At 46.9% G+C, this 13,384-nt stretch carries 12 protein-coding genes; 5 read left to right on the forward strand and 7 right to left on the reverse strand.

Translation table 11 applies throughout. The features are described 5' to 3' along the window. Positions 1 to 40 precede the first annotated feature (40 nt). The 3 genes from MHI48_RS01935 to MHI48_RS01945 all read right to left on the reverse strand — a co-directional run bounded on the left by MHI48_RS01935 (position 41) and on the right by MHI48_RS01945 (position 3,415). Positions 41 to 1,039 (reverse strand): ABC transporter substrate-binding protein, encoded by a 999-nt coding sequence (locus MHI48_RS01935; protein WP_076329891.1) that lies wholly within the window; start codon positions 1,037 to 1,039, stop codon positions 41 to 43. A 117-nt stretch (positions 1,040 to 1,156) separates the two neighbouring features. After that, positions 1,157 to 2,767, reverse strand: a complete 1,611-nt coding sequence (locus MHI48_RS01940; protein WP_076329892.1) for an AraC family transcriptional regulator — start codon at positions 2,765 to 2,767, stop codon at positions 1,157 to 1,159. Positions 2,768 to 2,983: 216 nt separating this feature from the next. Beyond that, the gene (locus MHI48_RS01945) at positions 2,984 to 3,415 is read right to left on the reverse strand and encodes a GAF domain-containing protein (protein ID WP_076329893.1); all 432 of its coding nucleotides are present in this window, start codon (positions 3,413 to 3,415) and stop codon (positions 2,984 to 2,986) included. 373 nt (positions 3,416 to 3,788) lie between these two features. Here MHI48_RS01945 and MHI48_RS01950 point away from each other — a divergent pair, with 373 nt between their 5' ends. Next, complete coding sequence (locus tag MHI48_RS01950) at positions 3,789 to 4,565, forward strand: Crp/Fnr family transcriptional regulator (RefSeq protein WP_083677610.1); 777 nt, start codon at positions 3,789 to 3,791, stop codon at positions 4,563 to 4,565. Between the two features lie 84 nt (positions 4,566 to 4,649). On the opposite strand, the gene MHI48_RS01955 is transcribed toward MHI48_RS01950, so the two are convergent. From MHI48_RS01955 to MHI48_RS01965, 3 genes are all read right to left on the reverse strand, one after another. Next, entirely contained in the window at positions 4,650 to 5,207 is a 558-nt protein-coding gene (locus MHI48_RS01955) for a GNAT family N-acetyltransferase (RefSeq protein WP_076329894.1), read from the reverse strand. Positions 5,208 to 5,331: 124 nt separating this feature from the next. Further along, positions 5,332 to 5,487, reverse strand: coding sequence for a hypothetical protein (locus tag MHI48_RS01960; protein ID WP_017691064.1), 156 nt, complete (start codon positions 5,485 to 5,487; stop codon positions 5,332 to 5,334). 153 nt (positions 5,488 to 5,640) lie between these two features. Next, the gene (locus MHI48_RS01965; protein ID WP_076329895.1) at positions 5,641 to 5,934 is read right to left on the reverse strand and encodes a hypothetical protein; all 294 of its coding nucleotides are present in this window, start codon (positions 5,932 to 5,934) and stop codon (positions 5,641 to 5,643) included. A gap of 225 nt (positions 5,935 to 6,159) precedes the next feature. Here MHI48_RS01965 and MHI48_RS01970 point away from each other — a divergent pair, with 225 nt between their 5' ends. From MHI48_RS01970 to MHI48_RS01985, 4 genes are all read left to right on the forward strand, one after another. Further along, the gene (locus MHI48_RS01970) at positions 6,160 to 7,674 is read left to right on the forward strand and encodes a DUF6359 domain-containing protein (protein WP_245838473.1); all 1,515 of its coding nucleotides are present in this window, start codon (positions 6,160 to 6,162) and stop codon (positions 7,672 to 7,674) included. A gap of 209 nt (positions 7,675 to 7,883) precedes the next feature. Then, positions 7,884 to 8,513, forward strand: a complete 630-nt coding sequence (cdaS, locus tag MHI48_RS01975; protein WP_076329897.1) for a sporulation-specific diadenylate cyclase CdaS — start codon at positions 7,884 to 7,886, stop codon at positions 8,511 to 8,513. 287 nt (positions 8,514 to 8,800) lie between these two features. Next, complete coding sequence (locus tag MHI48_RS01980) at positions 8,801 to 9,907, forward strand: Glu/Leu/Phe/Val dehydrogenase (protein ID WP_076329898.1); 1,107 nt, start codon at positions 8,801 to 8,803, stop codon at positions 9,905 to 9,907. Between the two features lie 231 nt (positions 9,908 to 10,138). After that, entirely contained in the window at positions 10,139 to 12,214 is a 2,076-nt protein-coding gene (locus tag MHI48_RS01985) for a methyl-accepting chemotaxis protein (protein WP_076329899.1), read from the forward strand. A gap of 150 nt (positions 12,215 to 12,364) precedes the next feature. On the opposite strand, the gene MHI48_RS01990 is transcribed toward MHI48_RS01985, so the two are convergent. Then, complete coding sequence (locus MHI48_RS01990; RefSeq protein ID WP_076329900.1) at positions 12,365 to 13,228, reverse strand: LysR family transcriptional regulator; 864 nt, start codon at positions 13,226 to 13,228, stop codon at positions 12,365 to 12,367. Between the last annotated feature and the right edge of the window lie 156 nt (positions 13,229 to 13,384).

Genomic DNA, 13,384 nt, shown 5'->3' on the forward strand with positions numbered 1-13,384 from the left:
AGCTTCTCTTACTCAACGTGTGGGATAGAAACATTAAACCTTAATGTTCTGTTTGGCCGAAACGTTCCTGAATCATATTGGCAATTTCCTGGACCTGTGCCTCCACGGCAAGAGGATCATATGGCCAGAACCGTTCCCCATCCAGCTTGAACACTCGATTGTTCTTCACGGCGTCCAACGATGACCAGACGGGTGATGTTTCATCCAGCGAACCACCATTGGATAAATCCAGGAAAATATAATCACCGGCATAATCCGCCAGTTTCTCCTCGGATACAGTTACAGTATCTTTATCCTGATCAATCAGTTCCTTTTGTACAATGTCTGGTGCTTTCAGTCCGAGCTGTTGGTAGATGGCTTGCCCACCGCGGTTGACACCATCTCCGTTGATATACCAATCCTTACCAAAAAGACTGAAGTTGGAGAAAGTCGTACCTTCCTGAACCAACCCTTGAATGGAGTCCTTGGCTGACTTCACTTTTACTTCGAATTGGGACAACCAGTCTGCGGCTTCCTTTTGTTTGTTTAAGATTTCTCCAAAAGCAGTGATTTCCTCATGCACATTGTCGTATGTACCATAAGGGATGATGAGGGTTGGTGCGATTTTGCGATATTGCTCATTCAGCTTCTCATCTCCACCTACAGTGACGATCAGGTCGGGCTCAAGTGAAAGAATTTTTTCCACTGAACCACCGTCAATACGACCAATGTCTGCTACGCCTTCAACCAGATCAAGCACATAAGGGCTTTCCAGCTCATAATCCGGTGCGCCTACTGGTTTGATACCAAGTGCGAGAAAATCAGCGAGGTAGCCCTGCGTCACAATCCGCTGCGGGTTCGCCGGGATTTCAACGTCTCCATTAACGGTGGATATGACCTGCGTTTCTACGGCGCTGTTTGCCGGTTGCTCTTCTGTAGCTGTAGTTGAGGAAGGTTTATTTTCTGTCGTTTTTTCCACTTGGCTTGAGCAGCCAATAATTCCAATCACCAGTACCAGGAACATAAGCCCAGTCCACCATTTTGATTTAACCCCTGTCATTCTGCTTCTCCCCAATCAATAATGATTATCTTTCTCAATAAAACCTCCTTAGTATCGTAACTTTTGGATACAAGTGTCGTCCATCTCAAAATGTGACCTCTTGAGCATGGACAATGGTTACCTGTTCTTTTCACCATTCTCCCGAATCAGGATATCTACCATAAGCTGAAGTTGCTTTTCCAGAGCCAGCGCATCATTACACCAGAATTGTTCCAGCTTGAGAGGATATATCCGGCTCTTTCCGTTATTCATAACCTTGTTCCAGTGTGGTCGTTCCCTGAGTTTGACTTGTGCATCATGATAGAGACCGCCTTCATGTGAGGAGAGCACGAGAAACATATGGTTTGCTGCATATTCCGTCAATTGATCTTCCTGGATGAACTGATGATTATTAGGTTCCAGAACGTCACGCAGAATACTGGGAGGAGGTGTAAGATTGAGTCCATAATAGACGTTGTATGCCGCTCTGGCGGTTACATTCCAGATACAGATCGTGCCATCTTCCCAGAGTTCATATAACCCAACGGTTTCATCAGGCTGGACTGCAGCCCCAAGTCGTTCAGCTTCACTGCTGACCAGCGCGGTGTAATGCTCTATCCAGTCTTCGGCAGCCTGCTCTCGACCTATGATTCGTCCGATAAGTTGAACGGTCTCCAATCGATTTAACTTGTCCCATGGCAGGACCATAACTGGAGCAATCTGTTCCAGTTGTTCGAGCTTATGGGGCAAATAGTATAGATAATCTGGCGCGATGATCAGATCAGGTGGTTCAGTTCGGAGGATTTCTTCCACACCATATTGATCCAAATCCAGTACATCATGCAACTCGTCTTGGATCAGCGGTGACATAGCCCAGGGTAGGAATGAGGCGGCAATGGGTTGAACGCCTAAGGCTAACAGATCTCCTGTGTACTGTACGGTAGCAATTCGTCTTGCGCGGGGCTGTAGTCGGTATTCACTTGGACTAATCCCAGTAAACTGCTTAAATTTTCGACTTAAGTATAAACCGTCGGAGTATCCCACAAGCAGCGCAATTTCATTTAAGGTGGCATGCGTGGACAACAGGTATTGCTTTGTCTTGTCCATACGAACTCGGGTCAAGTGAGCTTGAAAGCTTCGTCCAACCTGTTTTTGAAAGAACCTGGAGAAGTAGCTCGCATTAAACCCGGTTAACCTGGCGAGTTCTTCACGGGTGAGATGACTGTCATAGTGATGATTCATGTAGCGAAGTGCTTCACGAATTATACTGTCTACCATTTCTGTAGAAGGTTTAATCGCCAGCTTGAATAATTCAAGCAATTCACTCAGCAGATAATGGGACCTGGCTTCTTCGGTCTGGACACTTCCTGTCCTTTTTTCGGAAAGATCCTGGATGATTGCCAGCATTCGCAGAGCCTGTGGACTTGCTCCGGTCTTCGAACCATGTGAGGGCAAGTTCACTGTTGTTAGCTCATAAACACGTTTGTCAGGACTCTCTTCCGTTAATACATAATCCTGAAAACCGATATGATACAGGGTGAAGGCAGAAGGTGGGATATGTATCAGCTCCAGGGAGCATTGGGGATGTAGAAAAAGTAACTGTCCTTTATGTAAAACACCGTGCTCATTACCATATCTATAGTCCACTGTCGCTGTGCAGGTAACCAATGAAGGCGTTTTTATGGAAATAGTACTGTTGTGCTGTGTGGATTCCCATGGAATAACACTGGCAGTTGTCAGTACAAACATATCTGTAGCCTCCTTAGCTGTATATACTATCTATGAGTTATATGAATGTATGGACTCGATTATATCAATCTGTGTGAGTGACGTCGATGTATACAGATGAGCGAAGACAGGTGAACAGACTAAGGCTTGCTCCGCTGTGAATAACTATAATAAAAAAAGCCTTGATACTCCCCGAAGGAAATAACAAGACTTCTTCCATATTAAAGACAGATGTTGTTATCCAAACACCTTTGGCTGAAGATGTAGCGCGATTTGCTCCGTCTGCCGGATAATGTCCGATGAGAAGGTGCAAGGCAGTCTGCTGCCAACGAGCAGCACGGCGCCAGGCACGCTTCCTTCCTGGAACACAGGTACCGCTATGGCACTTACCAACCGCTCAGCAAGCATTAACGGGCAACGACCGGGTGTATGCTCCCCGGTGGATTGTGAATCAGATCGGGCTGTGCGTCCAGTCCGAAGGGCAGTGCCCACCAGATCTTGTCCGGGGCGCATTTCCATGCGTTTCACCCGTTCATTACTAGCCCCGGAGGTATACTTCCAGCGTAGCATCGTCCCGTTCAGACAGGCAAGTCCACAGAAGTCGCTGGATGTGTTCAGGCGCAGGCCGTCGATCATCTCCTGAATGCCGGATGGCAGTTCATCATGCATGAGAGGACACTTCCTTTTTCGAAATTATAACGTACGTAAACTGGAATCATTATCATTAACCTTTTAGGATCATCTTAAAGTAAGGGTATTACAATGTTAATTCTATTGTAGACCCTTTCTCATACGTTGTAATTCAGGGAAAACCCCTATTTCCGTTCTGTAATCTACTGAACTTGGGCAGTGGAGGGCTCCTGAGTCAGGTGCACCAAGGGATTGAAGAAATGCGAAGGATGAGGCATATCGGTGAAATGTGACTTTTCTCACAGCAAATTCAGGGAGTTTCTCGTTAATGATCAGGTAATCCCCCGATAACCCTCGCGCTACTTTCGCGGTATGATGGATACATAAGGAATCACCGAGGGGGACGAAGGTTATGGGTACAGTATTTGTAGAAAGAACAACCCAAAGAGCAGAGCAGAAACAAACGGAGGCGGACAAAATGACACGAGAAACAGGCGGAATCCTTTCGTTCGTTACATCTGAGCAATGGGGCCTGATTGAAGCAAAAATGCAGCCCAAACGGGTGAAGTCGGGGTATAGTCTCTTTCTCGAAGGCGATGAAGCCGGATATCTGTACTACATTCGTTCGGGACGAGTGAAAATGACCAAGTCGACGGAGGATGGCAAGGAAATTATTTTATCCATTCAGCAAAGCGGCGATCTCATCGGTGAATTCGGCGGCATCGGCGGATTGAATCATAGCTACAGTGCAGAGATGGCGGAAAAAGGGGAACTGGCCATTATCTCGCTTAGCGATCTGGAAAGTATACTCAGCAAACATGGCGACCTTGCCTTGAAATTCTTGCAATGGATGGCACTGTCGCAACGGATTACCCAGTCGAGATTCCGGGATTTGCTGCTCTATGGCAAGGCGGGTGCGCTCGCTTCGACACTGATCCGTGCCAGCAATTCGTATGGCAGGGTTACACCGGATGGTATTGTGCTGGACATGAAGCTGAACCATACCGATCTTGCCGAGATGATTGGAGCTACCCGGGAGAGCGTAACGCGGATGCTGGGGGCATGGAAGGAACAAGGTACGCTGGATATGATGGACGGCAAACTGATGATTCGTGACCTGGCAGCCCTGCGCTGTATGTGTGGATGTCCGACATTCCCAAGCTGCCCGGTAGAGCTGTGCCGGTTGTAAATTAGTTTGTTCAGAGGCTTCTCCTCCATTGGCGATTGGGGTCGTTACGGAGTAAAAGAAAAGCTGGCGTCCCATATATGGGAGTCAGCTTTTTGTGTTTCTTTGAAATTGTTCATGTGCATATTCACTGGAGAGAATCGAATAGATCACAGAGTCATGAAAGGAACCTTTGTAAAACCAGTGCTCCCGCAACAGACCTTCACACTGCATGCCAATCTTCTTCATGACATTCTCCGAAGCAGTGTTATGCGGACGACACTTGGCGTAAATCCGGTGAACGTCCAGTTCGTTGAAACCGAAGCCTAGTAGAGCACTGGCTGCTTCGGCGGCGTAACCTTTCCCTTGATAGGTGGGATTAAGGACGTAACCGATCTCTGCATTGGTTTTCTCCATCACGTGAATACCGACTCCGCCAAGGAGAGTTCCATCACTTTTCAAACATATTGCAAGTTCAAAGCCCTCTCTTGGATGTGCCTGCTGTGTGTCCAACACAAACTGCACGTATGCTCGTGTATCTTCTTCCGTATTCGGTCCCCATGCCGTATGCTGTGTAACTTCCGGCATGGATGTGTAGCTATGTATACTTTTCCAATCGGTCTCCCGAATCTCCCGGATGATCAGTCTGTCAGTCTCCAGTTGCATCGTTGTTCACTCCTTCACGTTTGAGTAACTTTACTGTACATTGTACAACAAAAATAGCCCACAACAGATTCAACGAATGAATCGGTCATGAGCCATAATGTAGATCTATGATGTATGTGGAATGCTATTGTGGTTGTTTACATTGAACTGCGGGATAAGTATAAGCCAGCTTACGGATAATTTCCTTTTGCCATCTCGTATCACCTAGATTGGTTGCCAGGTTCAGAAGATCCAAATAATCGTCAAGCTGCAGATCAGCCTTTTGCAGAGTTGTATTCATTCGATGTTCGTTCCCCTTTATCTATATAATCGTAAAATCATATGCAGTAGAAAGTTACAAAGAGACAAGTTCAAGAATGATAATCATTATCATGTTTATATATTCATTATGCAATGAACGCTGGCAAAATGCAATCCCAAGTCCGCATCGAATTTAACTTTTTTCTGAAAATAGGCTCATCCACAGCACATAGGGAATGTATACACCGAGATATGCAGATGGATACAGGAACCAGCCATTCAACAGGAAATGGTGAATCTCGGTGGTGAATGTGGTCATATGAGCATTCGTCGCATACACATCACCAGCGATGACGGTTGCCGCACTGTAGAAACAGAGTAGCGCAAGAATATGGAATACTCGGGTAACCATGCGGGAACGAAGAGCAACATAAGCCATAATCAGCGGAACAATCAACAAGAGCAACAAAAATATTAACTTCATCATCGTTTTACTCCTTCGGTAAATGGAATTCTAATGATAATCAGTATGGGCCAATAGACTCAACTTCTAAACTTTTTCATAAACTTTACAAAAAGAAAGAGGAATTCAGCATATGAACAATTAAATTATAAGGAGGATAACCCATTATCAGGTAATTTGGAGGAGGAGAAAGGGAATATGAAGAAGGCGTTATGGCAGCACTGGATCGGGGCATTCCTGGTCTTTATCATGATGGCAACCGCACTGCTGGGGCCGGGTTCGCAAAGTCCGGTACAAGCTGCAGCACCACTAACGGTATCTCAGGCCATCGCTGCCCAGAGCGGTGGAGGAACAGCAACGGTTGAAGGAATCATTGTTGGACATGCTACCGGGTCGCTTACCGCGAAGTTTACATCTCCGTATGCCAATGATTTTAATGTTCTGATTGCGGATTCAGCGTCAGAGCGGACCAACGCCAGATTATTGGATGTACAGATTCCCTCATCTTTCCGTTCGCAATATGGATTGGCGTCCAACCCCAGTCTTGTAGGCAAAAAGATCATCGTAACCGGAACCTTAGGTGCCTACAACAGCTATGCAGGAGTCAAAAACCCAACGTCCATCACACTTTCCTCCGGAACAACCAATCCTGATCCAGAACCAAACCCGGGCACAACACTGCCGGACGGTACCGGCAAGAAAGTATTGTTTGATAATACCCACGCCCAGACAGCAGGTGCTGCCGACTGGATTATTGACGGGGCATTTTCGGATTTTGCCAATGGTTTGCGAAACGCAGGCTTTGCCGTGGATCAGCTGGAACGCAGCATCCCGTATACATTCGGTGAGCAAGCCATCACCTATAATAAATTGAAAGATTACCACGTCTTCGTCATCGGCGAAGCCAACGTGCCGTTCAAAGCGACTGAGCAGGCTGCGCTGGTGCAGTACGTGCAGAACGGAGGAAGTATCTTCTTCATCTCCGACCACTATAATGCAGACCGCAACAAAAACCGCTGGGATTCTTCCGAAGTATTTAACGGCTATCGCCGCGGTGCCTTCCTGAATCCGGCCAAAGGCATGTCCTCGGCTGAAGCCGAATCACCAGCGATGCAGAGTGTGACGAGTTCAGACTGGCTCGCGACGAACTTTGGTGTCCGTTTCCGCTACAATGCCCTTGGAGATGTAAATGCATCGGATATCGTTGCACCTGCACAATCCTTCGGCATTACGACTGGTGTTAATTCTGTAGCCATGCATGCGGGATCGACCATTGCGATTATAGACCCGAACAAAGCCAAAGGCTTGGTGTATGTACCAAGTGGTGTATCCAAGTGGGGCAATGCCGTGGACCAGGGCGTATATAATGGTGGTGGACGAGCTGAAGGAGCCTATGCTGCCATTGCAAAGGTTGGTGCAGGCAAAGCCGCATTTATCGGTGACTCTTCACCTGTAGAAGACGTGACTCCGAAATATTTGCGTGAAGAGACCGGTGCTACCAAGAAGACCTATGATGGATTCAAAGAAGTGGATGATGCAACGTTCCTTGTGAATACTGTGAAATGGCTCGCGGTCAAAGAGAGCTACACCAGTCTGGCACAAGTGCCAGGATTGACATTGGATACGGCAACAAGCCTGCTTCCTATCGAAGCTCCGGCCGCATCAACCGAGCCGCAACTTGAGCCATGGGCTGCACCAGCGGCAGGGTACAAATGGTATGATCCGACTACATTTAAGACAGGTTCATACGGCAAAGCGCAATAAGTAAAGTAGACAAACATCAAATTATTATGCGAATAGGGTCTGACCGTGGAGTTTTGCGGACAGGCTCTTTTTTTGCTTGTTATATCAGTTACAATGAAGATCGTGATTAGCTCCTACAGCCCTGCCATTGCATAAATATGTGCTCCAGAGGGGAAGGTATGGGTACTAATGATGCGGCGTGAAGCCCAACCCAACCAAGGAGGCGGCGAATGATGACTCAGCAAGCAGACTGTGACAGTTCCTCGATGAGGCAGAAGCTTAAGGAAGACCTCCATCGTGTAGCAGAGCGTATGAATCTGACGTTATCCCGATTTGACAATGACAGTGCCTGCCTGCTGGGGCAATTTGCAGAGATTCGAGCGGAAATCAAGCAGATCGAGGTGCTCGCCTCTTCGTTTTATCTGGATTGTTATCTGTCACCTTTTACCGAGAAGTTTGCCGAATTAACATCGAGCGTGCAGCATCTATCTGACCGGAGATATGGGGCGTTGATTGTGATTGAACGGGAGATTCCGTTGGAGTCGATCATTCACTCAGGCGTGACTGTGGATGCAAGAGTGACGCATGCGTTGTTGGAATCGCTATTCATTCCTGGTGCGCCATTACATGACGGGGCTGTGTTGATTCGTGGCAATCAGATTGTATCCGCTGGTAATGTGCTGCCGTTGTCGCAAGCGGAAGTGCATGAACGAAAAATAGGCACTCGTCATCGGGCAGCACTGGGACTCAGTGAATTGACGGATGCGGTTGTATTAGTTGTCTCCGAGGAGACAGGACAGGCTTCATTTGCTGTAGATGGCGATTTGCATCCAATCAATGTGGTTGAGACGCTCCCTTAAATGTGAACGATTAATTGGTCTACTCGGGGCGAATAGGTTGATGTAGTTGAGAGAATTGTACCTTTCTCCTGTAAGGGAGAGAGGTTTTTCTATGGATAGACGATAAAATTATAATCTGAAATTCGACAGCTTTGCTCCCGCCATATGAGAAACATCGATCGATGCTTCTCTGACATTGCGATGTGATTTTGCACAAACTGGGTATTCATGGGTACAATAGAGGATGGTCAATGAATAGAGAACAATGCGATTGGATCGCAAAAATGGTTGGAGGAGACGGTTAGCACATGAGTTGGTTTGAAGCAATGGAGCATCACGATTATGAGGAACTGGTTCTGTGCCAGGATCGAAATTCAGGGTTAAAAGCAATTATCGCCATACACGACACAACACTCGGCCCTGCGCTGGGAGGCACGCGGATGTGGACTTACGCTTCAGAAGAAGCAGCCATTGAAGATGCCCTGCGCCTTGCCCGTGGTATGACATATAAGAATGCGGTATCTGGCCTGAATCTGGGCGGTGGCAAAACCGTTATCATCGGAGATCCGCGGCGCGACAAAAACGAAGCGATGTTTCGGGCGTTTGGACGATATATTCAAGGATTGAACGGACGTTATATCACTGCCGAAGATGTGGGAACAACGGAAGAGGACATGAACCTGATCTATCAGGAAACCGATTATGTGACAGGCATCTCCGCGAGTTATGGTTCATCCGGTAACCCATCGCCTGCAACGGCTTGGGGTGTATATCGGGGGATCAAGGCAGCGGCCAAAGAAGCATTTGGTACCGATCTGCTGGAGGGTAAAACGATAGCGGTCCAAGGTGTCGGCAATGTGGCGATGCATCTGTGCAAATATCTGTATGAGGAAGGTGCACATCTGATCGTTACGGATATCCATAAGGACTCGGTGAAACAGGCTGTGGACCGCTTCGGCGCAACAGCAGTTGATCCCGCAGACATCACGAGTGTGGAATGTGATATCTATGCACCATGTGCACTGGGCGGCACGATTAATGACGATACGCTCAAAACGCTCAAGGCAAAGGTTGTAGCGGGCTGTGCCAATAATCAGCTGTTGGAGACCCGTCATGGGGATCAGCTGTATGATATGGGCATCGTATATGCGCCTGACTATGTTATCAATGCAGGTGGCGTAATTAACATTGCGGATGAGTTGAACGGTTATAACGCGGATCGGGCGTGGAGCAAGATCGGAGAGATCTATTCCACTCTGGAGAAAATATTCGAAAGCTCACGTACCGAGGGCATCGCAACCTATGTTGCCGCAGATCGTCTGGCTGAGCGACGGATTGAACAGATGAAGAATACGCGCAGTACATTCTTGCAGAATGGTCATCACTCATTGAGTTCCCGGAGATTGCGCAAGTAAACTTAATAGATTCATAAAAAAACTTAAAACGGTCTGTTAGATAACGGCAACATCCATTCCCAAGATGGATAGTCGATCTGACAGGCCATTTTTTATGTTGCTATCAGAATTTCAAAAAAAGAAAAACAGTGGCAATATCTCCCTAATTGATCAATTTTACTATGGATTTTTCCGATAATGTATGTACATCGTTCAGATGCAGATGGTTCAGGGAAGTGGGGAGAAGTGGGAATGGGAAAAACGGGGGAAAAGCAAGGGATAGGGTATAAGATCAAAAATATGTCACTTAAGATCAAGCTGCCTTTCATGATCAGTGTATTGGTTGTGTTGGTTCTGCTTGGTGCAACGACCACAAGTTATATGATTTCATCTGATGTTGTGGTCAAGAAAAGCAAGGATGAAATGAATGTGATGGCTGACCGCCTTGGGGAAGGGCTTTGGACAGCGATGCAGCTTCAACAACAATTGAGTCATGCGATATCCGTACATAGTACTTTTAAAGAACTCTTAAAGTTGCGTGATACAACTGACATGACGGATGAAGAATTTTTATCGGATGAGAACCCGTATTTCAATAAGGCCAATACGATCTTGACCGACAGTATATCGGAAACGGAAGGAAGTAAGCCAGATCTGTTCGTTTTTGATAAGGAAGGAATCATGGTGGCAGGAACCATGCCAGAAGTCATTGGTCAGTCACGGGGAGATCGGGAATATTTTAAGGAATCTATACAGGGGAAATCCTTCATCAGTGACGCGGTCGTCTCTAAGACTGGCAAGAAGCTCATTATTGTATTCTCGGAGCCTATCACCGATGAAGAGGGGAATAACCTGGGTGTGCTTGCTATGTCGGTGGACAGTAGCTTCTTCCTGGGGCAACTCGGAGACATTAAAATCAATGGTCAAGGCAGAGTTGAAGTACTGAGTCGGAGCGGCATCATTATGTATGATTCACTGGACCCTTCCGTTGTGGGACAAACGCTGGAAGAAGATAAGGACGCGATGGGAATTATCGAGGCTAGAGCCACCGACAAAGTGAAAATCACTTCGATGGATCGAGAAGATACCTACTATCGTATTAATCAGATTCCGGGTGCAGATCTCTCTGTGCTCATTATTGACGATTATGACGATATCAAGCGTCCGATAGAGGATATGCAGCGCCAGATGGTTATCGTGATATTGATCGGGATTGCTCTGGCTATTGGTGTGGGATTGCTGATTTCTCGCAGTATTACAAGACCTATCATACGTCTGAGCGGTCTGTTCCAACAGCTTGCTCAAGGCAATCTGACCGTTAAGGCCAATGGCAAGTATAACAGCGAATTCAAGGATCTGGCGGAGAGCTTCAATGGTATGGTGGAGCAGAACAGGAACCTTATTACCGATATGAATAGTTCGATTCATGTCCTTCAGGCCAGCACTCAGGAGTTGGAGGAGACATCCAGACAGACGGCAAGATCCATTGATGAGACATCGGCAACGTCCATGGGGATTGCCAAAGCCATGGAGGCCCAATCGGAAGATACCGAGCAGATTGTAGGCAAATTCAACAGCTTTGGCGATAAAGTGGCTGCCATGAACAGCAGTGCACAGGATGTGAAGGCAAGAGCAGATGAGATCGAAACGGTATTCCACAATGGGAATGAAGTCGTGAATGAACTGATGCGTATCAACGAGGTGAACGAACGGGAAGTGGAGAAAATCTCGGAGATTACCGTCAAACTTCAAACCAGTTCGGGCAGTATTAGTCAGATCACGGAAGCCATCAGCCAGATTGCGAAGCAGACCAATCTGCTTGCATTGAATGCTTCCATTGAAGCATCACGGGCAGGTGAGCATGGCAGAGGATTTGCAGTTGTAGCCGAGGAGATCCGCAACCTGGCAGAGTTGAGCTCCCGCCAATCCAAGGAAATCTCCAGCATTATCGAGCAGAATCTGGCCGATGTCGCCGAGAACAACCAAAGTGTTGCCGAAATTCACACCATCTCGTCCAGACAGGATGAGCTTGTCTTGCAGACTCGTCAGGCATTTGATTTGATTTTGGAGAAGGTAACGGTCATTAATCAACAGATCGCTACGATGGCAGGACAGATGCAGGAGATGTTACAGAACAAGGATGACGTACTGGAGTCTGCCCATAGTTTGTCGGCTTCAGGAGAGCAGGTATCCGCTTCGGTTGAAGAGGTAACAGCAACCATGATGGAGCAATCTTCAACAGTACGGCAATTGGCCAACATGGTTGATACGATCGATCAATTGACGCAAAAGCTGGCCGAATCGGCTGCGCGATTCAAGGTGGAGTAAGGTGTTAATTGAATAGGTATAAAGGGAAGACAAAAGGCACTCTGTATGAGTGCCTTTTGCTTTGTTTTTTATGGTCTCGATCAATGTGCTCTAGTCCATTTAGTAATCAAGAAGATCAGCGGTTGAAAGAGGGGTACTGAGTTCTCTATATCAAAATGTAATGCACTTCTGGTTCAGCAGCTTCATGAATTGATCCAGCGCACTGCTGACATACCGATCCTCACCGCGGACAAAGGTTGTCGTGGTATGGGTAAAACGATCTTCCAGATCAAATACGGAGAAATTATCCGGTTTCTTGTGAATAACGCTGCACGGCATAATGGTAAATGCGATTCCTGACTCTACACAGCTAAGCAGGTTTTCCATCGTACTCACTTCGATGATATTACGTGCGGACAACCCTTCTTCCTGCAAAAATTCTTCGGTCATTTCACGATACGGACAGCCCTCGGGGAAAACAACCCATGATACTTGGCACAGACTTTCAGGTGGTGTATCCATCTTCTTGGAGATAATATGAACCGTGTCCTGCATCTCATATTCCACCTTCAGACCCTCCTTCACACAAGCCCCGCTGATAAAAGCACCATCAATCTCATCGTCCTGTATTTTCTTGCGTAGTACTTTGGGTGAAGTGGCGTTGACGAGTGAGATGGACACCTTCGGGTAGGTTATTTGATATTCATTCAGAATCTCCATAAAACGACTGGATGCCGCCGTTTCTACAATGCCGATTTTCAGTGTGCCGGAAGGCTCCCCGGGATCGGTCATATCCTGCTTCAGATCATGTAAAAGGTTGTGAATCTGTGTGGCGTACTGGACGAACTGTTCTCCTTTGGAGGTCAGTACAACACCTTTGGGAAATCGGTTGAACAACTGGATTTGATATTCCTGCTCCAGTTTTTTGATGCGTGTAGTGACATTGGATTGCGCGTAATTCAGTTCTTTGGCGGCATGTGAGATTTTACCTGAACGTGCCACCGCGAGAACAATATCGATATCGGAAAGTTCCATGCTGTATCCTCCTGAACGTGGATTAACACCAATTAATTCGGCAGATGGTGATGTTAGGTATCTCTCTGAGAGATACAACTATATATTTCAATCATTTTACGATATATCGGAGCCGCCGTACAATATCCTTAATGACAAAGAGAGTAGGGATATGAC

The organism is Paenibacillus sp. FSL H7-0942, from assembly GCF_045040715.1.
Classification (GTDB): domain Bacteria; phylum Bacillota; class Bacilli; order Paenibacillales; family Paenibacillaceae; genus Paenibacillus; species Paenibacillus amylolyticus.

What these genes read in the sequence shown, in the direction of transcription:
- MHI48_RS01945 (WP_076329893.1), bottom strand. Translation starts at nt 3,415, where the DNA reads ATGCATGATGAACTGCCATCCGGCATTCAGGAGATGATCGACGGCCTG.
- MHI48_RS01955 (WP_076329894.1), bottom strand. Translation starts at nt 5,207, where the DNA reads ATGCAACTGGAGACTGACAGACTGATCATCCGGGAGATTCGGGAGACC.
- MHI48_RS01970 (WP_245838473.1), top strand. Translation starts at nt 6,160, where the DNA reads ATGATGGCAACCGCACTGCTGGGGCCGGGTTCGCAAAGTCCGGTACAA.
- MHI48_RS01965 (WP_076329895.1), bottom strand. Translation starts at nt 5,934, where the DNA reads ATGATGAAGTTAATATTTTTGTTGCTCTTGTTGATTGTTCCGCTGATT.
- MHI48_RS01990 (WP_076329900.1), bottom strand. Translation starts at nt 13,228, where the DNA reads ATGGAACTTTCCGATATCGATATTGTTCTCGCGGTGGCACGTTCAGGT.
- MHI48_RS01980 (WP_076329898.1), top strand. Translation starts at nt 8,801, where the DNA reads ATGAGTTGGTTTGAAGCAATGGAGCATCACGATTATGAGGAACTGGTT.
- MHI48_RS01950 (WP_083677610.1), top strand. Translation starts at nt 3,789, where the DNA reads ATGGGTACAGTATTTGTAGAAAGAACAACCCAAAGAGCAGAGCAGAAA.
- MHI48_RS01985 (WP_076329899.1), top strand. Translation starts at nt 10,139, where the DNA reads ATGGGAAAAACGGGGGAAAAGCAAGGGATAGGGTATAAGATCAAAAAT.
- cdaS (WP_076329897.1), top strand. Translation starts at nt 7,884, where the DNA reads ATGATGACTCAGCAAGCAGACTGTGACAGTTCCTCGATGAGGCAGAAG.
- MHI48_RS01935 (WP_076329891.1), bottom strand. Translation starts at nt 1,039, where the DNA reads ATGACAGGGGTTAAATCAAAATGGTGGACTGGGCTTATGTTCCTGGTA.
- MHI48_RS01960 (WP_017691064.1), bottom strand. Translation starts at nt 5,487, where the DNA reads ATGAATACAACTCTGCAAAAGGCTGATCTGCAGCTTGACGATTATTTG.
- MHI48_RS01940 (WP_076329892.1), bottom strand. Translation starts at nt 2,767, where the DNA reads ATGTTTGTACTGACAACTGCCAGTGTTATTCCATGGGAATCCACACAG.